A 22,192-nucleotide genomic window follows, 5' to 3' on the forward strand; every position below is an offset into this window, starting at 1 on the left:
GAGGGTGAGGTTACCGGTATGGCTTCGGGCTGGGGATCGCTTCGGCATGGTTGCTACGCTGGTGCTTTCCACTCGGGCGAGTGGCGGAATAGGCAGACGCGCTGGCTTCAGGTGCCAGTGTCCTTAGGGACGTGGGGGTTCAAGTCCCCCCTCGCCCACTGGAAGACCCCAGCTCAGCTCGGGTCTTTTCGCGTCTTGGGACCCCCTCTTCTACCCTTGCGCTCACAACTACTAGTTGCCGGCGTGGCGTCGCCGGCGGCGTGAGCACCGTCGAGCTGGTGCCCACGCGCTCGAGCCCTCGGCGCTCTCCCGGGTACATCAGTCGAGCCGAGGGTTTGTCAGGGGCCCTGGATGTGGCGGATGACGGGGTCGAACTCCTTCGTCGGCGAGAAGTCGACGTAGGCGCAGTCCTCCAGGGCGGACGGGGCGTGGCCCGGTGCCCAGTAGAAAGCCTGGCCGGCTTGCTAGGTCGAGTCGCCCTCAGCGGTGCGCCGCGGGATCTACCGAGGCAACCATCCGGTTCCTGGCCAGCCGCATCGGCTGAGCAGGAGTGTGTCGAGCGGTCGGCTTCGCACGGGCAATACTTCTGCGATGGCCCAGGCTCACAGCTCCCACGGTCACGGGGGCAGCAACACCATCACCTCGGCCCAAACCCGTTGGGTTCTCGGAGGCATCGTTGGTTTCTTGGTGGTTGCGGCGGTGGCCGGCGCGTTCGTGCTTCGTCCCGACGCCGACCGGCCCGTGCTGGCCGATGCGCTGGGGTTCAGCGGCGAGCTCGTTCAGGCCACCGCCACCACTGTTTTGGACGTTCCCTGCCTGAACACGGCCGAGGCCGACGGGATCCGATGCAGCCGGGTGACCATCGAGGTCACGAGCGGACCCACGAACGGCGAGGAGGCGTTCATCGAGATCCCAGTGAGCGACGCGTCGGCGCGGATCGACGTTGGCGATCGGCTTGTCGTCCAGTACGACGCCGACAACCCTGCTGAGCTCCAGTACTTCTTTCAGGACTTTCAGCGAGATCGCCCCCTGATGCTGCTCGGTGTTCTGTTCGCGGTCGCTGTGATCGCGCTGGGTCGATGGCAGGGCGTCCGCGCCCTTATCGCCTTGGGCGTGATCGGACTCGTCCTGATCGGCTTCGCGTTCCCGTCGATCCTGGACGGCAACGACCCCACCGCGGTAGCGATGGTCGCCGCCGTGATCATTGCGCTGGTGGCGCTGTACCTCACTCACGGCGTGACCGAGATGATCACCGTCGCGCTCCTCGGGACCTTCGCCGCGCTCGTCCTCACTGCGGTTCTGGCCGTCATCTTCACGAACTTCGCTAACTTCACCGGCTTCGGAAGCGAGGACGCCTTCTACCTGCAGATAGCCTCGGCCAAGATCGACGTCAAAGGACTGATCCTCGCCGGGATCATCGTCGGAAGCCTCGGGGTGCTCGACGACGTAACCGTCACCCAAGTATCGGCGGTCTGGCAGCTCCACGAAGCCAACCCTGACTACGGCGTCCGACGGCTCTACACCTCCGCGGTCACGATCGGGCGCGACCACATCGCCTCTACCGTGAACACCCTCGTCCTTGCCTACGCGGGGGCCTCCCTGCCCCTCATCTTGGTGTTCGCACAGGCGGGCCGGAGCTTGACCCAGGTGGCCGTGGGCGAGCTGGTGGCCGTGGAGATCGTGCGCACGCTCGTGGGATCGATCGGACTCGTCGCCGCGGTACCCATGACCACCGCCCTCGCCGCGTTCGTCGCCACCCGCGGATCAGCGCCGGGTTCACCCGACCTACCCATCGCCCCGACACCTCGCCCCCCCACCGAGTTGGTTGCCGAGCCCACCGCAACCAATGCAGCATGGGACGACTTCGCCCCGGACCAGCCTGCGGGCTGGTGACGCGGTAGGGGCGCTCCCTGACCGTCGTGGCGGGGTTGTCTCCCGCTATCTTGGGAGCGTGGCGCGTCGGTCGGCGTTCTTGGAGGCTCATAATGTTTCGGATGGGGTTGGCAAGATGGGCCGTCGGTGTGGTGGCCGTGGCGATCTTGGCGGGTTGCGGGGGTAGCGACTCCAACGCAACGGTCGGGCCGGCCACGACTCCCTCGACCAACGTCGCCGCCGGTGCCGGGGAGCCGGTGGAACTGGCGGAGTGGCAGCAGATCGAGCTGACCGACGCCGAGGGCGAGACCTTCACCTTCGCGGATCTGGTCGGTAGGCCCGTGCTCATGGAGACCTTCGCCACCTGGTGCGGAAACTGCCGCCGGCAACTCGGCGACACCAACCAGGCCGCCCAACGGGCCGGCGACGACGCAGTCTTCGTCGCGTTGAGCGTCGAGACCGACCTCGATCCGGCTGCTATGGCCGACTACGCCGACCAGCAGGGCTTCGACGACATCCGGTTCGCCGTGATGAGTCCCGAGATGCTGGCTGCGATCAACGATGCCTTCGGCAACACTGCGCTGAACCCACCCAGCACCCCTCATGTTGCGATTGCTGTCAACGGCGGTGCGGGTGAAATGGTCACTGGCTTCGACTCGCCCGAGAAGATCCTCTCCTCCCTCGGCCTCGGGTGAGCCTGCCGCCCAGCCGTGCCTGGGCACCAACTCCATGAGCGAATACGTCGAGGCGTTCGCGCTCGGCAACGCCGCCATCCTCGCCAACGTGTGCATGCTCCCGCTCTACCCGGGGTTGTTTATCCTGCTCGCCGATCGCGTTGAGGCCGGCGGGTCACTTCGGTCGATCCGCTGGATGGGAGTGCTTGTCCTCGCCGGTGTGCTGACCGCCATGATCGCGATCGGTGGCGTGCTCTACCTACTCAGCCGCACCTTTTCCGATGTACTCGGGGTGATCCTCCCCGTCATGTACGGGCTGGTCGCCGTCCTTGGCATCCTCATGATCCTCGACCGCAACCCCCTGGTGCGGATGCGAACGGCCCAAGCACCGATCCTCTCCAACCCAGCAGCCACCGCCTACCTCTACGGCCTCGCCATGGCCCCGCTCACCCTGCCCTGCACCGGCCCCCTCATCATCTCCGCGTTCGTCCTCGGCGGCGTGCGGGGCAGCAGCGAACTCGCCGACGGGCTCGTCTACTTCTTCTTCTTCGGTCTCGGCTTTGGCTGGCCCCTCGTCCTACTCCCCCTCCTCGCGGCCCCGGCCCAACAGACCATCACCCGGTTCCTCACCCGCCACCACCGGCTAATTACCCGCAGTTCCGGCGTCCTACTCCTCGTTGTTGCCTTCGTCGGCTGGTGGGTCGACATCCGACCCAACTAGCGCGGCGGCGCACCCATCGGGGGGGTGGCCACCGAACCCCGCCGGTCCGCTGGGGCGGTAACCGCAGGAAGCCAGGGGCCGGACTCGCAGCGATCGGGGGTTTCAGTGAGCGCGGCGTCGTGTTTCTTCCGGTAGGACCGGTTCTGAATCCCGCCCCGGGGAGGGTGCGGCGCTGGTGGTGGGGTGGATGTCGAACGATTCGGCCAGCTCCGCCCGGTTGGCGTCCTCCCGTTACCCGCCGGTGGTCAGGTGGTGAGATCGCGCACGGCGTCGGCCACGGCGTCGAGGTCGACGCGGGGCTCGTCGAATCGACGTATGACCCGGTAGGTGCGGTCGCGGCCGGTGGCGTCCACGAACCAGCCGGTGAGGCGACTGGCCACCACCTCCGCCAACGGATCGGGCAACCGGCCTAACGCGGACCGTTTCATGTTGCCGTCCACCAGGACGCGAGCCAGGTCGTAGAGGTCTGATGCCTTCTTCCCGGGACGGGACGAGGCCCGCAGCGGCACGGTGGTCACCTTCATGGCCACGAGGCCCTCAGCCGAGGCCACAAAGCGTCCATCGGCGCGCGCCAGCACCCCACCGGTGTCTTCATCAACCGCCGTGATGTCCAGGGTGGTCGCCGAGTCGTGGGCCCAACAGTGGGCCACGATGTTCAGCTCGAGATCGTTCAGCGGGTGCGCACCATCCGATAGTTCGGTGATGAGCTCGTCGCTGGTCATGGCGGCGACATCGATCACGTCGAGGTCGAGATCACCCTCGAATCGGTACTGCCCGCCGCCCGAGGAGATCACCGCCAGCCCAGCGATGGCGGCGTGCACTCGTTCGAGATTCCGTGCCACCGCGTCCACGTCAACCGTGGTGCGGTGGGGGGTGCCCACCCGGCACATGACCGCCAGGCCTCCGATCAGCCGCAGTTCCACGGGCAATGACGCCAGCATCATGACTTCACGGTGGGTGCTCCCACCGGCCCGGCCCGAAAGGACCACCGTCACGAACCACCACCAGGAGCGATTCCCCACGCGTCCACGATTTCCTTGCCCCGGGCGGGGTCACGAGCGAGGCGCAGGGCGCACACCATGGGGTGGGCCACGCGCCACGGGTGTTCCCTGTCGGGCCGGTGATCCGGATTCTCCGGGAGCCAACTCACCGGCGACGGCCGCACCCAGCACCGGGGAGGAAGGGCCCGATCGACGAGACGCACCGCTCGCCGCAGGGCCCCCGCGGTGGGTACGTAACAGCGGGCCGGCAAGTCGCCCACCGCCGCGATCCGGGCCCCGCCCAGGGTGGCGGCCCGCTCGTCGACGCGCACGAGAATGTCCTCGCCCACGGCGGCGGCGAGTTCGGCCAGCCCGACGGGGATGGGTTGCCAACCGTCGTCGGGCCAATGCGAGGCGGCCTCCCAGAACAGCTCGGGGAGCAGCGGCTGCTTCGTGATGGGGCCAACCAGTCCTACCTCGGCGAAGCGGGCGATGATCTCATGCGTGGCTCCCACGCTGCGGCCGATCCGGGGGGCCAGACGGCGGGCAGTGACCTGCTCACCAGGTGAGATAAGGGCGGCGAGGGCAACTTCGAGGCCCACGGTGGTCCAAGGGTTCTCGATACGAGGGCGTGGGCCGCCGGGGGTCTGGAGCATTGGCGACTCCACCCGGATGCCCGGCGTCCACACCCGCACATGGCCGCGCCGGTCGAGCCAGCCCCAGCCCGCCCGGCGCAGCTCGTGGCGGCCGGGCTCGCTGATGCGATCAGCCACCATCACCGTGGGCAGGTGGCCGGGGGCGGACTCGGCGAGCTGGCGAAGGTCCGCCGGGGTGGGGTGGGCGCGGGTCACCAGGTTGAGCGCGATGCGGGCGCCGTCGACGGTGAGGATGCCGTCAACTTCCCGCACGTCGAGGCCGAGCGAGCTCAAAGCATCGCCCACCTCGCGGCTGAGGTCGATATACTCCTGCGTTTGCGCCGTCACGAACACAGATCAAATGTTACTCAGTATCGGGATTATTCACAAGACCCCCCGTTTGTGCCGTCTCGAACGTCGAACATGGGCCGCACCTCCGGGACGGGTCAACTCCCTCCGGACCGCCCACCGGGGCGATGGCGGGTTAGGCCGAGGGGCTGAGGATCAGGCCACTGGTCGGCACACCGGTGCCGGCGGTGACGAGGATGTGTTCCACATCGGGCACTTGGTTGCACGCCGTGCCGCGAATCTGGCGCACCGACTCGGTAATCCCGTTCATCCCGTGCAGGTACGCCTCGCCCAGCAAACCGCCGTTGGTGTTGATCGGCAGCACCCCACCAATGCTGAGATTCTCAACGGTGGCAAAATCCTTGGCCTCCCCCCGGCCGCAGAACCCGAGTTCCTCGAGTTGCATGAGGACAAACGGGGTGAAGTGGTCGTAGAGGAACGCGGTGGTGATGTGGGAGGGGCGAAGCCCCGACGCCTTCCAAAGACGCTGCGCCACCACCCCCATCTCGGGCAGGCCGGTGAGATCGTCGCGGTAGTAACTCGTCATCATCTCGCCGTCGCTACTCGCGCCCTGGGCGGCGGCGGTGATGAGCGCGGGCCGGTGGGCCAGATCACGCGCCCGGTCGGCGGTGGTGATCACCAGGGCCGCCCCTCCGTCGCTCTCTTGGCAGCAGTCGAGCAAACGCAGCACGGGTTCGACGATCCACCGTGACGCCTGGTGGTCGGCCAGGGTGATGGGCCGTTGGTAGAACCAGGCGTCGGGGTTGGTGGCGGCGTGGTGGCGGTCTACCACCGCAATGGCCCCGAAATGCTCGTTGGTGACGCCGTAGGTGTGCATGTACCGCCGGGCGTGCAGCGCCACCCACGACGCCGGGGTGAGCATCCCGTAGGGCGCGTACCACGACAGCCACAGCGGTAGCCCACCGCCGAGGACACTGCCGGTGTCGCCGAAGCGGAACCCAGACCGCTCGTTGAAGGCCCGGTAACAGACCACCACGTCGGCCACCCCGGTGGCCACGGCCATCGCCGCGTGCAGGACGGTTCCCGCCGCCGCACCGCCTCCATAGGGGATGCGCGAAAACATCGACAGGTGGGGGATGCCGAGGTTGCGGGCGACCTCGATCTCTTCGCTGGTGTCCATCGTGAAGGTAACCAGTCCATCAACATCCGACGGTCGCAGACCGGCGTCGTCGAGGGCCGCCTTCACGGCCTCACAGGCCAGTTGGAGTTCCGTCCGGCCCGAAGCCTTCGAGAATTCGGTCTGGCCGATCCCCACGATGGCGGCCCGATCCTTGAGCCAGGCCGTCACCCGTTTGCCCCCCCGCGAGGAAGGCATAGCGACGCAGTACCAGTGAGGTGATCGCCCATGTCGGTGCTGGCTTGCAGGGCGACCTCCACGGTGGCGGTGGCGACCTCCACGGCGGTGACGGTGCCGGTAAAGGTGAGGGTGGAGTTGGGGAACACGGGCACCCCGAGGCGAATCGCCACCCGTCGGACCATCACCTCGGGCCCCGCCCAGTCGGTGAGGAAGCGACTGCAATAGGCGTTGCTGGAGAGGATGTTCATGAAGATGTCGGGTGCCCCCTGCGACTCGGCGTAGGTCTTGTCGTGGTGCACGGGCATGAAGTCGCGCGTGGCCAATGCCCCCGCCACGATCACGGTGGCGGTGGCCACGATCACCAGCGGGGTGAGGGCATCGCCCTCCGCTACGTCGTGGATGGTGAGGGTCATGCGGGGGCCGCCGGGCGAAACTGGGGCAACACGATTCCGCCATCGAAGGTGGCGTAGAACACCTCGACGGGCATCCCGATGGTCACATCCTCCGGTTCCACTTCGCCAAGGTTCGACACCAGCCGGAGGCCTTCCTCTAGTTCCACCAACGCGGCGATATGGGGGTCGTCGAAGCCCGGATAGCGGGGGTGGCGGGGCATGACGAAGCTGTACACCTCGCCCCGGCCCGTGGTCTCGTAGGGGTCCCAGGACAGCGATTGGCAGGCCGGGCACATTGGTCGGGGTGGATGCCTGAGGGCATCGCACCCACCGCAGCGTTGGACCAACAACCGGCCCTGCGAGACCCCCTCCCAAAAGAAGGCGGTATCCGGCGACATCGACGGCTCAATGCGGCTCATGGCCCCGACAGTTCCGGCTTGAACTTCAGAATCCGGAACATCTGCCGGCCCACCACTTCATTGGCTTCGTCGCGCCAGGTGGTGACCCAGGTGATGAAGTGTCCCGGCCCGATGCGAGTGCGCTTTTCGGGTGAAATGGATTCGATGATCGTGGTGGCGGAGAGCACCTCGTCCAGGTGAAGGTAGCGCTCGATCTCGAACTCGGAGTTCGAGGCCAAGGTGCCCACGAACCCGGCATCGTCGAGCACCCCCAGCGGACCGGACCCTTCGAGTTCCACCGGCGATCCGCCCCGCTGCGCGATCCCGGTGATGACCGGGGTGGGTAACACCCAGGTCTGCAGCATGAGCGGGGGCGCCACGATCTCCCCGAAGGAGGAAGCCTCCGCCCAGGCAGGATCCGTGTACGCCGGATTGGCATCTTCGAAGGCGGCCGCCCAGTGCCTGATCATTGGTTGATTCACCGGATCCGGTCCGACCGACGGGCCCGAAGGGCCCACTGGGGTGCCCACCAGCGCTTCCAAACGTTGGGCCAAAGACTCCGGTTCCGCGCTGGTCATCAGGGCTGAGGCCTCCTGTCGGGGTCGTGCACGATGCGGTGGTGGCCGCCGAGCCGGAGAACCGTGGATCGGCGTGATCCCGTCCTACCACAGCCGCCGCGGGACCATTGCGCCAGGCGACCACGGTGACCCTCACCCATCCCGGCGCGCCGGGCGCGGCGGGATGGGCCGGTAGCCTGCGAAGCCCATGACCAGGCACCTCATCACCAGCGCGTTGCCCTACATCAACGGCGTGAAACACCTCGGCAATCTGATCGGGTCCATGTTGCCAGCCGACATCTACGCTCGTTACCTGCGCTTACAGGGCGAGGAGGTGCTCTTCATCTGCGCCACCGATGAGCACGGCACGCCGGCCGAGCTGGCGGCTCAGGCCGCTGGTCTACCGGTGGCCGAGTTCTGCCGCCTGCAGCACAACATCCAGGCCGACATCGGTGCTCGCTTCGGCCTGAGTTGGGACTACTTCGGCCGCAGTTCGTCCCCGGAAAACCACGACCTCACCCAACACTTCGCCCGGCGCCTCGACGAGCAGGGCTACCTCGAGGAACGCACCACCAACCAGGTGTACTCACCCGTGGATCAGCGCTTCCTGCCCGATCGCTACATCGTGGGGACCTGCCCCCACTGCGGCTATGGGAACGCCCGGGGCGACCAGTGCGAACACTGCACCCGAGTGCTCGACCCCACCGATCTGCTCGACCCTCGCTCGGCGATCTCGGGGAGTACTGATCTTGAGGTACGCGAGACCAAGCACCTGTACCTGTTGCAATCCAAGCTGGCCGACGAGGTGGCGGATTGGATAGAAGCCCATGCCGACATCTGGCCCGCCCTCACCCTGTCGATCGCCCGCAAGTGGATCACCGAGGGTCTGCATGATCGCGGTATCACCCGCGATCTGGACTGGGGCGTGGCGGTTGATCGCCCGGGTTTCGAGGGCAAGGTGTTCTACGTCTGGTTCGACGCCCCCATCGAATACATCGGGGCCACCGCCGAATGGGCCGCCCTCGATCCCGACCACCGCGACTGGCGGAGTTGGTGGTACGACACCCACGACGTGGACTACACGCAGTTCATGGCCAAAGACAACGTGCCGTTCCACACGGTGTCGTTCCCGGTGACCCTCATTGGGTCCCGCGAACCCTGGAAGCGAGCCGACCAGATCAAAGGCTTCAACTGGCTCACCTATTACGGCGGCAAGTTCTCCACCAGCGAGCAACGCGGAGTCTTCATGGACCAGGCCCTGGAGACCTTCCCCGCCGACTACTGGCGCTGGTACCTCTTCGCCAACGCTCCGGAATCGAGTGACGCCAGTTTCACCTGGGACGGCTTTGCGGTGGCCGTGAACAAAGATCTCGCCGACTCGTTCGGCAACCTCGTGAACCGCTGCCTCACTCTCTCGGCCAAGCACTACGGACCCGTGGTGCCCGATGGGGGTACCCCGGGGGAGCGGGAGCGTCAGGTGGCCGCCGACCTCGCCCACATCGTGGCTTCCTACACGCAACGTCTGGCTGACAAGGAACTTCGCAAGTCGGCCACCGAACTCCGCCGGGGTTGGTCACTGGCCAACACCTATTGGGAACAGAGCGAACCGTGGAAGGTGGTGAAGACAGACCCTGATGGCGCCGCCGTGATCTTCCGAACGGTGATCAACCTCGTGCGCGTGCTGTCGCTACTGGCGGCGCCGGTGATCCCGGCATCAGCAACAACGGTGCTCGATGCCTTAGGGGTGGGCGAGACTCGCTGGCCCCAGGCCGATGGCATCGACGACGAACTGCAGGAGCTGGCTCCGGGGCACCCCATCTCGATCCCACCGGTGCTCTTCGCCAAGATCAGCGACGAGGAAACCAGCGCCCTCGAAGCCCGCTTCGGTGGTCCTCCACTGGAGCGGTAAGCGGCCCGCTCCCCTCGGCGATCACCGCACTACCAACTGCCGCCTCCGCCGCCGCCGCCGCCTCCGCCCACGCCGCCGCCCCCGCTGAAGCCCCCGCCACTAGACGTGGGCGCAGTGGCCGCGGAAGACATGGCGCGATTCACCCCTGGGGCCAGGAGGGCAACGCTGACACCGGCCTCCGGGGGGATGGTGGCGGACGCCGCCACCGCCGCTGACCAACGGTCGATTTCCCCGAGGGCCACCGCCCAGGCTGTGTACTCCCGAAGTACCCCGCGTTCGGCGGCTTGTTCGGCGTGGAACGTCTCGGACTGGGCCAGGAAGTTGCGGAACGACTCGACCTGCAGCCAGAGCCCGCTGCCCAGGGGCGTGCGCACCCGCAGTTCCCAGCCGCGCCACGCCGCCGCGAACCCCCCGCCGGCGAGTAGCGCGCCCACGATCACCAGCGGTAGCCACTTCCGGCCTGAGTCGGCTACTAGATAGCCCCCGCGCGTTGCCATCAGCCCACCGAGCAAGACCGCGATGCCGCCCCAGAGCCGGATGCGGAACTTGCGCCGATCCGCCTGGCCATCCCAAATTCCGCTGGTCACAGCCCAGTTGTTGAGCTGCTGGCCGATGAGGCCCCAGGCCGTGGCGAAGGACTTGTCGTAGCTGCCCAGTCCGATGGTGTCGCGTCCCGCGAAGGCCACGTTGAGGATGGCCGCTTCGTCGGGAGTGCCCGGGGCCCGGCGGGTGAGGGCCACCGTGCGGCCCTGCTCGTCCACCAGATCCAGCGAACCGGCGGCGGCCGCCGCGATCAGCCACGCCACCTTGTGCTCGCTGAGGACCTGCTCGGCCAGGATGACCCCGCCCTGCGACGGCGAAAGCCCTTCCGGGGGAGCAAATTCGATGGTGGTCAACTGCTCCAGGGCCGCTTCGTCGATTCGCTCCTCCGATGCGGCGGCGTCCCCGCCCGCCCACGCCGCATCGGCGGGCCCGCCCGCGCCTACGCGCTCCCGGCCTGCCCGCCGAACCAGTCGCGAAGCCACCACCGCCCCGGTGAGCCCCGCGATGAGGCCCGCCGTCGCCGGCAGGAGGATGCCCCCACCGGGGGTGGCGGGGACTGCGGGGGCCTCGGAGGGACCGGGCGGCGCCTCGTCGAGGAACACCCCGCGGCTGGCGCGGATCGTGACCCCTTGGCCAGCCGACAGCGACCCGACCTGGGCCACGAGATGGCCGGGCTCGGGTTGGGTGATCGCACACGCCTCCGTGCTCCCGACGGCCCCGATCTGGCAGAGGGGATTGGTAAAGATCCACGGGGCGACCACATGCACGGTGGCCTGATCAATGTCGAGTTCCCAACCCGTCCCGATGGCATCCCATTGGAGATTCCGGCCCGCCATCAAGTCGGCGGATTCGTAGTTGATGAGGTAGCGGTAACTCCCCGAGATGGTGGTGTTGGGATCGCCGATCTTCACTTCGACCCCGGCCTCCCCGCCGTCGAAAAAGTACGGGGTTTTGGCGGCGATGGTGGCGGGGGCGTTGGGTGAGGTCACCCGCACCGGGGTTTCCACGGTGAGACCAGGGATGCGCCGAAAAATGCCGTGGGCCGCCGGGGTGATGCCGGTGTCGTAATCGATCACCTCACGAATGCTGCTGGTGTTGTCGTCGTGGACCTCCGCCGCCACCCACATCTGGGTGATGCGCTCATGATGACTGAGCGCCCCGCCGATGGCGACGGCGACGGCTCCAAGCCCGGCAGCGCCCGCCAGCACCACCACATCTAGCCGCCGTCGTGTGGACCGTTGCACTGAGGAGACCGTACCGCTCAGGCGGGACGGGACACGTCGCGGTTCGGGTGGTCCGGGGGGATGCTGAAGCCCGGGCCGGGCCGCCATCGGCTCTCCGCGAGGTCTTCAAGGACATGGGTCATGTTCAGCAGGTCCTCCTCGAAGGAGAACTTCCCGAGGCCGGCGTAGCGAAGCAGCGAGACGCCGGTCTGTACGAACGGGCGCCCGTCGGGGCGGGTACCCGGAACGATCTGGCGCCAGACGGTGACCACATCATCGCCGTTCACGGCGGTGAACAGCAGCGGGAAGCGCCAGTCCTCCAGCCCGGTCATGCTCTCCACCAAGAACGCCCGGATGGTGTCGATGCCCTGGATGCGGCCCCACGCCGGGTCGATGTACACGGCGTCGTCGCTGAAGAACTGCGCCAGGTCAGACCACGTTTGCTCGCCCGCCTCGATGGCCTCGCGCACGGCCACGTAGTGGGCCAGGGTGGCTTCGACCTCCGCGGCGGGGTGGGGCATGACGCGATGCTCGCACACCTCGCCTAAGGAGTGCGGGTGGCTGCGCTCAGGGGCGCTGCTCGATCCAGTCGGCGTAGCGCGGCGAGAAGAGTGCGGGCATGCCCCCGGTGTGGAGGAAGGTGATGGTGCCGTCGGTGGGCAGACGACCCTCGCGGGCGGCGGCGATCAATCCCGCCATGGCCTTGCCGGAGTACACCGGATCGAGGACGAGGCCCTCGAGGCGGGCGGCGAGGTCGAGCGCTTCGCGCGCCGCCGGGTTGGGTTCGCCGTAGCCGGGGGCGTACCGGGTGTGGTCGATCCGGCAGGTGCCGCGGGGGGCGGGGAGGCCGGCCCGCGCGGCGGCTTCGAGGGCGTGGCGCGGGACGGTGTCGTCGAGGTCGGGGCGGGTACCTACATCGACACCCAGCACGGCATCATGCGAGCCCCAGCCCGCCACCAACCCGGCGTGGGTGCCGCCGGTGCCGTCCGCCACCACGATGAGGGAAGTGTCGGGGAGTTGGGCCCGCAACTCGAGGGCGGCCACCACGTAGCCAAGCTGGCCGATGGTCGACGCGCCGCCGAGGGGCATGGCGTAGGGCCGACCGCCCGCCGCGCTCACCGCGGCGGCTTCGGTTTCGATGGCGGCTTCGAGGGCGTAGTAGTCGAGGGGACCGGCCCAGACGATCTCGGCGCCGAGGAGGTGGTCGAGCACCAGGTTGCCGGTGGCGGTGGATGGTGGGTCGGACCCGAGTACGAGGCGACAGTGAAGCCCCAGCACCGCGGCGGCGGCCGCGGTGAGCCGGGCGTGATTCGACTGCCGGCCGCCGCCAGTGACGAGCGTGTCGCAGCCTTGCGCCAACGCATCGGCGCACAGGTGCTCGAGTTTGCGAACCTTGTTGCCCCCGCCCGCCAACCCGGTGAGGTCGTCCCGTTTCACCCACAGTCGCCCGGCGGCGAGGCCGAGCGTCGCCCCGAGGCGATCCATCGGCTGCACCGGGGTAGGTGAGATCGGGCTGAGCACCACCCGCTGATCCAGCATCAACTAGGTCTAGCGGGCCGTTCCCTGCTCGGCTGACCCCAGCAGGTACGCGGCCACCGCCGCCCCGTTCCTGGCGGGGATCATCGGCCGAACATCGCCAGCCATTCCTGTTCGGAGGTGGGCGTGAACACGTAGTTCCAGCGGCGCGTCTCGGCCATCGTGGCCGAGGGCTCCGGCGAGTACAGATGACCGGGGAACAGCACCGTATCGTCGGGCACCTTGGCGAGTTTGTGGGTGAGGCTGTCGTAGAGGGCGGCGGGGTCGCCGCCGGGGAGGTCGGTGCGCCCGCAGCCTTCGAGAAAGAGGGTGTCGCCACTCACGAGACAGCCGTTGACCAGAAAGCACTGGCTGCCGGGGGTGTGGCCGGGGGTGTGGATCAGTTCGATCGGGATCTGGCCGACCATGACCCTCTCGCCGCTGGTGTGGGCCACCAGGTCGGACTCGGCACAGTTGGTGACCTTCATCACATAGGGCACCTCGGCCTCCTGCACATGAATCGGCACGGGTGACAGCGCGAGGAGTTCGGCCACCCCGGCGATGGAATGTCCCATCATCGAGCCACCCACATGGTCGGGGTGATAGTGGGTGGCGAGGGCACCGGTGAGGCGCATGCCATCGGCATCGAGTACTTCGAGCAGGCCGGGAATGTCGTAGGCGGGGTCGATCGCCACCGCTTCGCCGGTCTCCCGGTCGCCCAGTAGATACACAAAGTTGACCATCTGCCGGGCGATCGGATCGCCCACGGCGATGTCGCGTCCGGCCAGAAGTTGGCGGAAGTAGAAGCGAGTATCCATAGTGTCTTTACCTTATGGCTCAAGTCTTCGACGCGGTCAGCCTCGATGTGGGCGGTGTGCTGGTGGTGCCCGACCACGGCCGTCTGGCGAGCGCCCTCACCCACGCCGGGGTGGCCTACGACATCAAACGCTTCGGGGTGGGCCACTATCTAGCCATGGCCGCCATGGATGAGGCCGCCTCCGGCCCCGAGGTGTTCACCGACTACCTCGCCGGATTCGTGGCGGCGGTGGGCGTGGCCCAGGCCGATCGCCTCGTGGCCCGCGATGCGCTGCTGGCGGTGCTGTCCACCTCGCTGTGGTGCCAACCGGTGCCGGGGTCGCGCGACGGGCTGCGGGCATTGGCGGCGGCCGGCCTCCGGTTGGCGGTCACCTCGAACAGTGATGGCACGGTGGCCGACCACCTGCGTCGTCACGAGTGGCTGCAGGTGGGCGACGGGCCGGGGGTGTCGGTGGAAGTGGTGACCGACTCGGGCACCTTGGGCGTGGCCAAACCCGATGCCCGGGTGTTCGAGGCCACTATCGGTGCGCTCGATCTTCCGGCCGGGCGGATCCTCCACATCGGCGACGGGGTGCTCTACGACGTGCACGGCGGTGCCGCCGTGGGGATGCAGGTGGCCCACATGGACCCTTTCGGGGTGTGCGCGTCCACCGATCACCGCCACATCCGCACGCTCGGTGAGGTGCTCGATTGACTCTAGGTGCGACCCTTGCGCCCCGGGTGTTTGGCCGAGGCGGCGGCGGGCCATGGCGAGCGCGTCAGCGGGCCGCTCGGAACCATCTCTGTAGCAACGCGCGGTAGGCCTTGTCGTAGCGGTCGTAGTCGGCGCGCAGCGCAACGCCGGGCCAGTGGCGCGGTAGGAGGCGGTCGGGCAGGAGCGGATCAGCCTGCAGGTGGCGCAGGACGGCGGCGGAGGTAACGAAGCCCGCCGCGAGTGCCCCGGGTCGGCCCGCCTCAAGCCGGGGGAGGGCCCGGGCCATGTCGGAGCGCAAAGCGCGGGACTGACGCGACCAGGCCTTCAGGGCAAACAGGGCCTCGGCCCGGGGCGGCGGCAGCGGGTGCGCTCCGCCCCAACGGGTGCACCACCGCTGGATGATGGTGGCGGCATCAGGAGCGCGTCGGGGGTCGAGGTTGTCGGGGCGGCCCCATACGCCGTGGCCAAGTTCCACCAGTCGGTGGGCGCGGAGCGCGTGGCGCAAGCCCGCCCGGTCGGCGGCGGGGCGAGGCGGGGCCGGGTTGATGGTGATGAGTTCCCAGGTGCCGTCCCACGCTCGGGTGGTGGCCCGGCGGCTGGCGATCTGGCGGACCTGACGGGCCACGAGCGGACCGTGGAGGCGGTAGCCACCCTTCTGCGCCACGGCTTCGCCCGCTTTCACCATGCGCGACAGTGCCGTGCGGGTCGTTCCCTCGGAGATGCCGAACAACGCCGTCGTGCGCACGAGTCGCCCGGTCGGTAGCCAGGGAGGGTGGGTGCCGAGCAGCACCGAGGCGAGCACGGATCGGGCGGTGAGGGGCGTACCGTTATTACTAGATGACGACATGTGTAGAGGAACTGTAAGGTACGGGGATGGTCAGCGTGCGAGATACCCGGTCCACGATGGTCCCGCCCGTCGAAGTTTTGCCCACCGTCTTGCCCACCGCGCGCCTCACCCTGAGCGGTATGGCGGTGCCCGAAGTGCGGGCCGACCTGCGCCGCATCAACAATCTCCGCAATGCCGGCACCGTGGTCGCCACGTGGGGGCAAGCCGTGGGCACCATTGGCCTGGCCGTGTGGATCGATCGCCCCCTGGCCTATGCCGCCGCCTTCTTGCTGATGGGACCGGCGTTCGCTCGCTTCGCCATCCTCGGTCACGAGGCCGCCCACAAGCTCCTGTTCACGAACAAGTGGTGGAACGACGCCGTGGGCCGCTGGGTCGTGGCCTACCCGTCCTTCGTCGCCCTCGAGGCCTACCGGCGAGGGCACTTCGCCCACCACAAGGACGAGTTCGGCCCCAACGAGCCCGACCTCAACCTCTACAACGGCTATCCGATCACCGCCGCCAGTTTTCGTCGCAAACTCTGGCGGGACGTTCGGGGCAACTCGGGCTGGAAGAATCTCAAGGGCCTCCTCGGTGCGCTCAAGAGTCGCACTTCCCGTCCGCTCGCCTTGCGCATCGTCGTGATGCAGATTCCCCTCATCATGGCGGCGATTCTGCTGGGTCGGTGGTGGCTCTATCCGCTGTTGTGGCTTGGCCCGTGGCTCACGTCGTGGCGTGTGATCAACCGGCTGCGCGCCATCGCCGAACACGGCGGCATGACCCGCTCCAAGGACCGACGCCAAACCACCCACCACGTGCGGCAGACGTGGCTGGCTCGATTCTGCATGGTGCCGCTCAACACCGGGTGGCACCTGGCCCACCATGTGGACATGGGGGTGCCGTGGCGCAACCTGCCCCGGCTCCACGACGAGCTCGAGCGGGCCGGCTACATCACTGAGGAGCTCACCTATCCGAGTTATCGATCTCTCTGGCGGGCTCTGCGCTCCCGCCCGGCCCGCTAGGCCCCTGGTCGCCCGGGTCCGAGCGACACCCGAACACCTCGGGCGCACCGGGCCCATCGGTGCACTCCCGAGGGAGTTACCGTCGGCGGCGGGCGTGGGGATCAGGCCGGGTGGTCGTGGTCGTGGTCCGGTGGGCGCACCAGTTCGAGGCCTTGGTCCGGCACGACATGCAAGAGGCGACGGCCGGCTTCTTGCGCAAGGGAGAGCACCTCGCGCAAGGGCATGCCGGCCCGTTGCGCAACCCGGGCGGCATCGTCGTGCTCCACCTTGATGCGACCAGGGCTCACCTTCACGCGCACGGGGAAGCCAGCCACCTCCACGGTGTCGTTGATGCGGGTGGTGGGCCAGCGCCCGAGGTTGCTCCCCCGCACGCCTAGCGATCCGGTCTCGGTGGTGAGCACCCCCGCCACCTGCGCGCTCAGGGCCACATCGGCCAGCGCGGAGACGGTGTAGGCGGGGCGACCCTTCTTCATCACGATGGGGGTGATCCAGGCGTCGTGGGCACCGGCGGTGAGCAGGGCCGAGATGGTGTGAGCCAACGTCTCGCCGGTGGCGTCATCCACGTTGGCTTCGAGCAACATCACCGGTTGGCCGGGGTCGAGCGCCTCGCTCGACTCGCCAATCACCACCTGAGTGGCGTTGGGGCGACCATCAATTTCGCGGCTTCCTGCGCCGAACCCGCTGCGCTCAATGAGCATCGGGGGCATCGGTCCGAAGCCCGAGGCCAGCGCCACGATGATGGCCGCTCCGGTGGGGGTGGTGAGTTCGATCCCCAGGTCGATGCCTTGGGTGGGGGCGTCCACCGAGGCGAGCAGTTCCACCACCGCGGGGGCCGGGTTGGGGATGATGCCGTGGGCGGCTCGGACCATGCCGGTGCCGGTGGTCACCGCCGACGCGTAGAGCCGATCGATGCCGAGCACCTCGAGCGCCGCACAGGTGCCCACCACATCCACGATGGCGTCGAGCCCGCCCACCTCATGGAAGTGCACCTGGTCAGCCGGTCGGCGATGAATCCGTCCCTCCGCTTCCGCCAACGCCGCAAATACCGCCAGCGCTCTCCGCCGCACTCGCTCCGGGAGGCGGGCCTCCTCCACGAGCCCGGCGATGTGCGATGCCGTGCGCACCACGGTGGTCTCCTCCACCCGGACATGGGCTTTGGTGGCGGCGATTCCACCGCGCAACACAGCCTCCGGCTCAAGATTCCAGCCCCCTACCGGCAAACGCCCGAGGAGCGAGCGCACTTCGTCCACGTCGGCACCGGCGTCGATCAGTGATCCCAGCGCCATGTCGCCGGCGATACCCGAGAAGCAGTGGAACCACGCAATGCGAGTCACCCGCACCACCACCCCAGCCCGCTGCCGGGGTCGCGGGTGGTCACCCCAGGTCCCCCGACGGCAGGATTGGTGGTGGTCATTTGAGCAACCGGAGCACGGCACAGGCGGCGCCGTAGCCGTTGTCGATGCCCACCACAGTGAGGCCGGCGGCGCACGATGCCAGCATGGCGAGCAAGGCGGTAACTCCCTCCAGGCTGGCGCCGTAGCCGACGCTGGTCGGCACGGCGATGACCGGGGCCGGGGTGAGGCCGCCCACCACACTGGCGAGCGCACCCTCCATGCCCGCCACTACGACCACGGCGTTGGCCGTGGCCAGCGTGTCGGCTTCGCTCAGTAATCGATGCACACCCGCCACCCCCACGTCGGTCAGCCGTACCGGTTCGATTCCGAAGGCCTCAAGGACGGTGGCGCACTCATCGGCCACCGGGAGATCCGCGGTGCCCGCCGCTGCGATCACGATCCGCTCCGGTCGGGGGGCGGCCGGACGCCACACGACCGTGGTGCCGTGACGTTCACCGAAAGGTGATTGGGCCAGCGCAGCAGTGGCCTGCTCGGGGGTCGATCGGGTGAGCAGCACCGGGCTGGCGCCGCCGTCGAGGAGTTCGGCCACGATGGCCGCCGCGTGTTCGGGAGATTTGCCCGGTCCGTAGACCGCCTCGGGCATACCCTGGCGGATCGTGCGGTGGTGGTCCACCCGGGCGAAGCCCAAGTCGGCATAGGGCAGGCGTCGCAGGGTGGCCGCCGCGTCGTCCGGATGAACTTCTCCGGACCGCACCTGTTGGAGTAATCGCAGAACCGTGGCTTCGTCCACCCCGGTAGCATTACCCCTCGTGACCGACGATGCCGCACCCACGGTCCTGCGCATTGGATTTCTTGGCCCGGCGGGCACCTTCACCGAGCAGGCACTGCTAGGTCAAACCGACCTCGCCAGCCAGGAACTCGTGCCCATGAGCACCATCGCCGAGGTGCTGGCTGCCGCCGACTCCGGCGAGATCGACTTCGGTTTTGTGGGTATCGAGAACTCCATCGAAGGCACCGTGAACGTGACGATCGACGCGCTGGCGTTCGAGCATGATCTGCTCATCCAGCGCGAGGTGGAGCTAGGAATACAATTGCATCTTCTCGCCCCGCCGGGGGTGGGGCTGGCGGACCTCACCCGCGTGCTCACCTTCCCCGTAGCCATGGGGCAGTGCCGAGCCTGGCTCGGTCAGCACCTGCCGTCGGTGGAATTGGCGGCGTCGAACTCCAACGCCGAAGCGGCTCGTCTCGTGGCCGTCGAAGCCGACGGCCACAGCGCCGCCATCGCGCCCGCCCACGCCGCCGAAATCTACGGCCTCGATGTGCTGGCCGAGGACATCGAGGACCATCCGGAGAACACCACGCGCTTCGTCCTCGTGGGCAAGAATGTCGTGCCGCCCGCCACCGGTCACGACAAGACCACCATCGTGGTGCTGCAGCGCACCGATCAGCCCGGCTCCCTGCTGGCCATTCTGCAGGAGTTCGCCGCCCGGGCCATCAACCTCGTGAAGCTCGAGTCGCGTCCCACCAAAAAAGGCCTCGGCCACTACTGCTTCATCATCGACCTCGAGGGGCACCTCAGCGACGAACTGGTGGCCGACTGCTTGCGCGATGTGCGATCGAAGGTGGAGGACATCAAATACCTCGGCAGCTATCCCGCGGCGGGCGTCAACGGGCCAGCGGTGCGGCGCGAAGCCGAGGCGGCCTGGCGTTCCGCCGACGCCTGGATCCAGGACCAACGGTCCAAGTTGCAGGGCTGAGGAGGAGGGCACAGTGCTGATGCGCCACGGGGTGGGTCTCGGCATCATTCCGCCGGTGGCCACTCAGATGCCCGGGGCCCATGCAGCCTGGGAGGAAAGCGCCGGGATCGACGAACTTCTGCAGGTGGCCGCCGCCGCCGACCGCCTCGGATACGACCACCTCACCTGCAGCGAACATGTGGCGGTGCCCCCGGCCGACGCCGCCGTACGCGGGGCGGTCTACTGGGATCCTCTAGCCACGCTGGGGTGTCTGGCGGGCCACACCACCCGCATCCGGCTGGCCACCTACGTGCTGGTGTTGGGTTACCACCACCCACTGGAGTTGGCCAAGCGTTACGGCACGCTCGACCGCATCGCCAAGGGTCGTCTCGTTCTCGGGTTGGGGGTGGGCACGTTGGAGCGAGAGTTTGCGCTGCTCGAGGAGCCTTTCGCTCAGCGGGGCGAGCGGGCTGACGATGCCCTGCGGGCGTTACGGGCCTGCATCGGCCAGCGCGACGTGGAGTACCACGGCACTCACTACGACTTCAGCGATCTGGTGGTGGAGCCCCACGCTCTGAACCCGCATGTTCCTTTCTGGATCGGGGGGCGCACCCGCCGCTCGTTGCGCCGAGCGCTCGACTACGCCGAGGGTTGGGCCCCGTTCGGCGTGTCGTGCCCACAGCTATCGGCCTGGCTCGATGCCACCGGGCCCCCCGCCGGTTTTGAAGTGGTAGCCCAGCCCCCCGGAGTGGTGGATCCAATGGGGGCACCGGCGGTGGTAGACGACGTTCTTCGCCAGTGGGCGGCGGCGGGGGCCACCGTGGTCGACCTCCACATCGTGCACCATTCCCTGGCCCACTATCTTGAACAACTGGAGGCGCTGGCATCGTGAATCCGGTGAAGGTGGGGTTCTTTTCGATGACCGGCGGCGCCCTGAGCGGCGACGACGATGCCTATTTGGCCTGGCATGCCCTGGATCATTTGCCCGAGCAGTATTCAATCCCCGGCATTCGGCTGGGCACCCGGTGGCGGGCCGACGATGCGTGCGTGGCCGGCCGCGCCGCCGAGCGCGAGGACCTGGCCCCGATTCGACATGCGGTGGGGTACTTCATGGGCGACCCGGTGGAGACCACCCTTCGGTCCTTTGCCCAACTGGGACGCCGCTGCGCCGAAACCGGTCGCTACCCGGAACCGGCTACGTCGTTTCTGTTGGGGGCTTTTCACTTTCAGCATGCCGCCGCCGCGCCCCGAGTGCTCGTGTCGCCCGAGGCGGTGCCCTTTCGCCCCCATCGCGGGGTCTACCTCATCGTGGAGGAACCGGTGGAAGGTGGCGATCTGGACGGATGGTTGCGGTGGCAACATCAAGAGCACGGGCCGTCGCTGCTGGCGGTCGAGGGGGTGGCCGGGGTGTACGGCTTTCGGGCCAGCACCTTGCTCGGGACCGGTGCCGATCAGGGCGAGCGGTTCGCGGTGCCGATGTGGAACCCGCGAGGTCGACTCATCACGGTCGTGTATCTCGACGATGATGTGGTGGCAACGTCGGCTCGCCTCGATCCTCTCGTGCGCGCTCGATGGGCGACCGGAGCCGTTGAGGGCGTGCTCGCCGGACCGTTCCGGTCCATGGTGACCAACCTTGCCTGGCCCGAGTAGGTGGGTGATCTAACGTGCCGTTTGGAGCGGTGGCCGAGCGGACGAAGGCAACGGTCTTGAAAACCGTCGACCCGCAAGGGTCCGTGGGTTCGAATCCCACCCGCTCCGCGTTGGTATCATCCTGTCTCACCCTGGAGCGGTGGCCGAGTCCGGCTGAAGGCGCATCCCTGCTAAGGATGTGAGGGGGCAACTCCTCCGTGGGTTCGAATCCCACCCGCTCCGCCAGATGTTCGTCTTTCGAACTCACCAGAGGTAGGGCCCTGGTCAATCGACCAGGGCCTCTTTGTTGGGATGCCGAGCGTGAGTCGGCGTCGAACGGGATCAAGTCTCCGGCGACCTCAGCGGAGAACGCCTGAGGCTCCTCACCGACCGCACCGCATACCCTGACCAACGCCGACGACTCGGGGCATGGCTCTCCGGGCTCGCCGCCGTGACCGTTGCCGGAGCACTCTTGCCTCACCCGTGGATGCCGTCCCGCTACATGATCGTCGAGGACCTCGCGCCGCAAGGGTGTTCCAACGACAGCTACGCCCCCGATCCAGACCACCCTGAACTCACTGCCATCGTGGGCTACCCGATCGGCGAGTCCGAAGGTCGCATGACCGTGCTATCGCTCGACCGAGACTGCGTGTGCTCGGTCCGCCAAGCCCAGGTGACCGCCGCGATCATCTGCCGAACCGACGCATCCAGCTGGAACCGGAGCCTGTTCGCCATCCGCACTGGGAATGACACTGTCGGCAACAGCGCCTGCGACGAACTCACCCGCACCGCCAAGGCCCTGGACTGAGCTCCGAGCTGCGGCCGGGATGGGTCCGCCAGGAACGCGTTTAGGGGCCACTCGAACCGCAACGCATGTGCCTCTTGTGGACCGGTAGTCCTTGTGCCATGGTCGTGCTAGAGCTCCGCCACCAGCGGTGGTACGAACCGGAGATAGGCCATGAGGGTTGATCGATCAAGGCGGTCTCGGCGCCGGCTGTGCGCGTTCTTGCCAGCGGGTGTCCTGGCGGCTGG

General features: G+C 68.0%; 23 protein-coding genes and 3 tRNA genes. 13 read left to right on the top strand and 13 right to left on the bottom strand.

The annotated features are described in order from the left end of the window. Nucleotides 1-74: 74 nt before the first annotated feature. The 4 genes from EXQ71_11355 (at nt 75) to EXQ71_11370 (ending at nt 3,267) form a co-directional block, all read left to right on the top strand. Nucleotides 75-158 (top strand) — tRNA-Leu (locus EXQ71_11355). A gap of 433 nt (nt 159-591) precedes the next feature. Further along, complete coding sequence (locus tag EXQ71_11360) at nt 592-1,893, top strand: YibE/F family protein (protein ID MSO88097.1); 1,302 nt, start codon at nt 592-594, stop codon at nt 1,891-1,893. 92 nt (nt 1,894-1,985) lie between these two features. Further along, a complete protein-coding gene (locus EXQ71_11365) occupies nt 1,986-2,567 on the top strand; it encodes a TlpA family protein disulfide reductase (protein ID MSO88098.1) in 582 nt (193 codons plus the stop codon). Next, a complete protein-coding gene (locus tag EXQ71_11370; GenBank protein MSO88099.1) occupies nt 2,476-3,267 on the top strand; it encodes a hypothetical protein in 792 nt (263 codons plus the stop codon). Before EXQ71_11365 ends, EXQ71_11370 begins: the two co-directional genes overlap by 92 nt. Before the next feature lie 245 nt (nt 3,268-3,512). On the opposite strand, the gene EXQ71_11375 is transcribed toward EXQ71_11370, so the two are convergent. The 6 genes from EXQ71_11375 to EXQ71_11400 form a co-directional block, all read right to left on the bottom strand. Then, nucleotides 3,513-4,289: a hypothetical protein gene (locus tag EXQ71_11375; GenBank protein MSO88100.1), complete on the bottom strand. Its 777-nt coding sequence runs from the start codon at nt 4,287-4,289 to the stop codon at nt 3,513-3,515. Next, nucleotides 4,259-5,236, bottom strand: coding sequence for a hypothetical protein (locus EXQ71_11380; protein ID MSO88101.1), 978 nt, complete (start codon nt 5,234-5,236; stop codon nt 4,259-4,261). Before EXQ71_11380 ends, EXQ71_11375 begins: the two co-directional genes overlap by 31 nt. Before the next feature lie 130 nt (nt 5,237-5,366). After that, entirely contained in the window at nt 5,367-6,566 is a 1,200-nt protein-coding gene (locus EXQ71_11385) for a lipid-transfer protein (GenBank protein MSO88102.1), read from the bottom strand. Next, entirely contained in the window at nt 6,536-6,961 is a 426-nt protein-coding gene (locus EXQ71_11390) for an acyl dehydratase (GenBank protein ID MSO88103.1), read from the bottom strand. Before EXQ71_11390 ends, EXQ71_11385 begins: the two co-directional genes overlap by 31 nt. Next, on the bottom strand, nt 6,958-7,359 hold the full coding sequence (locus EXQ71_11395) for a nucleic acid-binding protein (GenBank protein ID MSO88104.1): 402 nt from the start codon (nt 7,357-7,359) through the stop codon (nt 6,958-6,960). The genes EXQ71_11390 and EXQ71_11395 overlap by 4 nt, the downstream gene beginning before the upstream one ends. Continuing rightward, nucleotides 7,356-7,916 (bottom strand): hypothetical protein, encoded by a 561-nt coding sequence (locus EXQ71_11400; GenBank protein MSO88105.1) that lies wholly within the window; start codon nt 7,914-7,916, stop codon nt 7,356-7,358. Before EXQ71_11400 ends, EXQ71_11395 begins: the two co-directional genes overlap by 4 nt. A gap of 187 nt (nt 7,917-8,103) precedes the next feature. On the opposite strand from EXQ71_11400, the gene EXQ71_11405 reads away from it, so the two are divergent. Next, nucleotides 8,104-9,804, top strand: coding sequence for a methionine--tRNA ligase (locus tag EXQ71_11405; protein MSO88106.1), 1,701 nt, complete (start codon nt 8,104-8,106; stop codon nt 9,802-9,804). Nucleotides 9,805-9,833: 29 nt separating this feature from the next. Here the strand turns inward: EXQ71_11405 and EXQ71_11410 are convergent, their stop codons facing one another. The 4 genes from EXQ71_11410 to EXQ71_11425 all read right to left on the bottom strand — a co-directional run bounded on the left by EXQ71_11410 (nt 9,834) and on the right by EXQ71_11425 (nt 13,903). Continuing rightward, complete coding sequence (locus EXQ71_11410; GenBank protein MSO88107.1) at nt 9,834-11,678, bottom strand: DUF2207 domain-containing protein; 1,845 nt, start codon at nt 11,676-11,678, stop codon at nt 9,834-9,836. Continuing rightward, nucleotides 11,609-12,091, bottom strand: coding sequence for a nuclear transport factor 2 family protein (locus EXQ71_11415; protein MSO88108.1), 483 nt, complete (start codon nt 12,089-12,091; stop codon nt 11,609-11,611). The genes EXQ71_11410 and EXQ71_11415 overlap by 70 nt, the downstream gene beginning before the upstream one ends. Nucleotides 12,092-12,137: 46 nt before the next feature. Continuing rightward, nucleotides 12,138-13,109, bottom strand: a complete 972-nt coding sequence (locus tag EXQ71_11420) for a D-cysteine desulfhydrase family protein (GenBank protein ID MSO88109.1) — start codon at nt 13,107-13,109, stop codon at nt 12,138-12,140. 80 nt (nt 13,110-13,189) lie between these two features. Then, complete coding sequence (locus EXQ71_11425; GenBank protein ID MSO88110.1) at nt 13,190-13,903, bottom strand: MBL fold metallo-hydrolase; 714 nt, start codon at nt 13,901-13,903, stop codon at nt 13,190-13,192. Nucleotides 13,904-13,917: 14 nt separating this feature from the next. Between EXQ71_11425 and EXQ71_11430 the strand changes: the two genes are divergently transcribed. Further along, the gene (locus EXQ71_11430; protein MSO88111.1) at nt 13,918-14,595 is read left to right on the top strand and encodes an HAD family hydrolase; all 678 of its coding nucleotides are present in this window, start codon (nt 13,918-13,920) and stop codon (nt 14,593-14,595) included. Nucleotides 14,596-14,659: 64 nt separating this feature from the next. Here the strand turns inward: EXQ71_11430 and EXQ71_11435 are convergent, their stop codons facing one another. Then, nucleotides 14,660-15,442 (bottom strand): PaaX domain-containing protein, C- domain protein, encoded by a 783-nt coding sequence (locus EXQ71_11435; GenBank protein MSO88112.1) that lies wholly within the window; start codon nt 15,440-15,442, stop codon nt 14,660-14,662. Nucleotides 15,443-15,468: 26 nt separating this feature from the next. Here EXQ71_11435 and EXQ71_11440 point away from each other — a divergent pair, with 26 nt between their 5' ends. After that, on the top strand, nt 15,469-16,440 hold the full coding sequence (locus tag EXQ71_11440) for a hypothetical protein (GenBank protein MSO88113.1): 972 nt from the start codon (nt 15,469-15,471) through the stop codon (nt 16,438-16,440). A 101-nt stretch (nt 16,441-16,541) separates the two neighbouring features. Here EXQ71_11440 and larC read toward each other — a convergent pair whose 3' ends face one another. Together larC and larB are read right to left on the bottom strand one after the other, a co-directional pair. Beyond that, nucleotides 16,542-17,774, bottom strand: a complete 1,233-nt coding sequence (larC, locus tag EXQ71_11445; GenBank protein MSO88114.1) for a nickel pincer cofactor biosynthesis protein LarC — start codon at nt 17,772-17,774, stop codon at nt 16,542-16,544. Nucleotides 17,775-17,850: 76 nt separating this feature from the next. After that, nucleotides 17,851-18,585 (bottom strand): nickel pincer cofactor biosynthesis protein LarB, encoded by a 735-nt coding sequence (gene larB, locus EXQ71_11450; GenBank protein MSO88115.1) that lies wholly within the window; start codon nt 18,583-18,585, stop codon nt 17,851-17,853. Between larB and pheA the strand changes: the two genes are divergently transcribed. From pheA to EXQ71_11480, 6 genes are all read left to right on the top strand, one after another. Continuing rightward, complete coding sequence (pheA, locus tag EXQ71_11455) at nt 18,572-19,552, top strand: prephenate dehydratase (protein MSO88116.1); 981 nt, start codon at nt 18,572-18,574, stop codon at nt 19,550-19,552. The two genes, larB and pheA, sit on opposite strands and share 14 nt — an antisense overlap. Nucleotides 19,553-19,583: 31 nt before the next feature. Beyond that, nucleotides 19,584-20,423 carry a TIGR03619 family F420-dependent LLM class oxidoreductase gene (locus EXQ71_11460; GenBank protein MSO88117.1) on the top strand — a complete coding sequence of 280 codons (840 nt, stop codon included), beginning with the start codon at nt 19,584-19,586 and terminating at the stop codon, nt 20,421-20,423. Then, nucleotides 20,420-21,181, top strand: a complete 762-nt coding sequence (locus EXQ71_11465) for a hypothetical protein (GenBank protein MSO88118.1) — start codon at nt 20,420-20,422, stop codon at nt 21,179-21,181. Before EXQ71_11460 ends, EXQ71_11465 begins: the two co-directional genes overlap by 4 nt. 23 nt (nt 21,182-21,204) lie before the next feature. Further along, nucleotides 21,205-21,289: transfer RNA gene (locus EXQ71_11470), tRNA-Ser, on the top strand. 25 nt (nt 21,290-21,314) lie between these two features. Beyond that, nucleotides 21,315-21,406, top strand: a tRNA-Ser gene (locus tag EXQ71_11475). Nucleotides 21,407-21,611: 205 nt separating this feature from the next. Then, nucleotides 21,612-21,968, top strand: coding sequence for a hypothetical protein (locus EXQ71_11480; GenBank protein ID MSO88119.1), 357 nt, complete (start codon nt 21,612-21,614; stop codon nt 21,966-21,968). Nucleotides 21,969-22,192 lie beyond the last annotated feature (224 nt).

The organism is Acidimicrobiia bacterium, assembly GCA_009694375.1.
Classification (GTDB): Bacteria; Actinomycetota; Acidimicrobiia; order Acidimicrobiales; family VFJN01; genus VFJN01.

Bases quoted from the DNA above. Each gene is read 5' to 3' on its own strand.
- EXQ71_11360 (MSO88097.1), top strand. From the start codon at position 592: ATGGCCCAGGCTCACAGCTCCCACGGTCACGGGGGCAGCAACACCATC.
- EXQ71_11365 (MSO88098.1), top strand. From the start codon at position 1,986: ATGTTTCGGATGGGGTTGGCAAGATGGGCCGTCGGTGTGGTGGCCGTG.
- EXQ71_11370 (MSO88099.1), top strand. From the start codon at position 2,476: ATGTTGCGATTGCTGTCAACGGCGGTGCGGGTGAAATGGTCACTGGCT.
- EXQ71_11385 (MSO88102.1), bottom strand. From the start codon at position 6,566: ATGCCTTCCTCGCGGGGGGGCAAACGGGTGACGGCCTGGCTCAAGGAT.
- EXQ71_11390 (MSO88103.1), bottom strand. From the start codon at position 6,961: ATGACCCTCACCATCCACGACGTAGCGGAGGGCGATGCCCTCACCCCG.
- EXQ71_11395 (MSO88104.1), bottom strand. From the start codon at position 7,359: ATGAGCCGCATTGAGCCGTCGATGTCGCCGGATACCGCCTTCTTTTGG.
- EXQ71_11400 (MSO88105.1), bottom strand. From the start codon at position 7,916: ATGACCAGCGCGGAACCGGAGTCTTTGGCCCAACGTTTGGAAGCGCTG.
- EXQ71_11405 (MSO88106.1), top strand. From the start codon at position 8,104: ATGACCAGGCACCTCATCACCAGCGCGTTGCCCTACATCAACGGCGTG.
- EXQ71_11410 (MSO88107.1), bottom strand. From the start codon at position 11,678: ATGGCGGCCCGGCCCGGGCTTCAGCATCCCCCCGGACCACCCGAACCG.
- EXQ71_11415 (MSO88108.1), bottom strand. From the start codon at position 12,091: ATGCCCCACCCCGCCGCGGAGGTCGAAGCCACCCTGGCCCACTACGTG.
- EXQ71_11420 (MSO88109.1), bottom strand. From the start codon at position 13,109: ATGCTGGATCAGCGGGTGGTGCTCAGCCCGATCTCACCTACCCCGGTG.
- EXQ71_11425 (MSO88110.1), bottom strand. From the start codon at position 13,903: ATGGATACTCGCTTCTACTTCCGCCAACTTCTGGCCGGACGCGACATC.
- EXQ71_11430 (MSO88111.1), top strand. From the start codon at position 13,918: ATGGCTCAAGTCTTCGACGCGGTCAGCCTCGATGTGGGCGGTGTGCTG.
- EXQ71_11435 (MSO88112.1), bottom strand. From the start codon at position 15,442: ATGTCGTCATCTAGTAATAACGGTACGCCCCTCACCGCCCGATCCGTG.
- EXQ71_11440 (MSO88113.1), top strand. From the start codon at position 15,469: ATGGTCAGCGTGCGAGATACCCGGTCCACGATGGTCCCGCCCGTCGAA.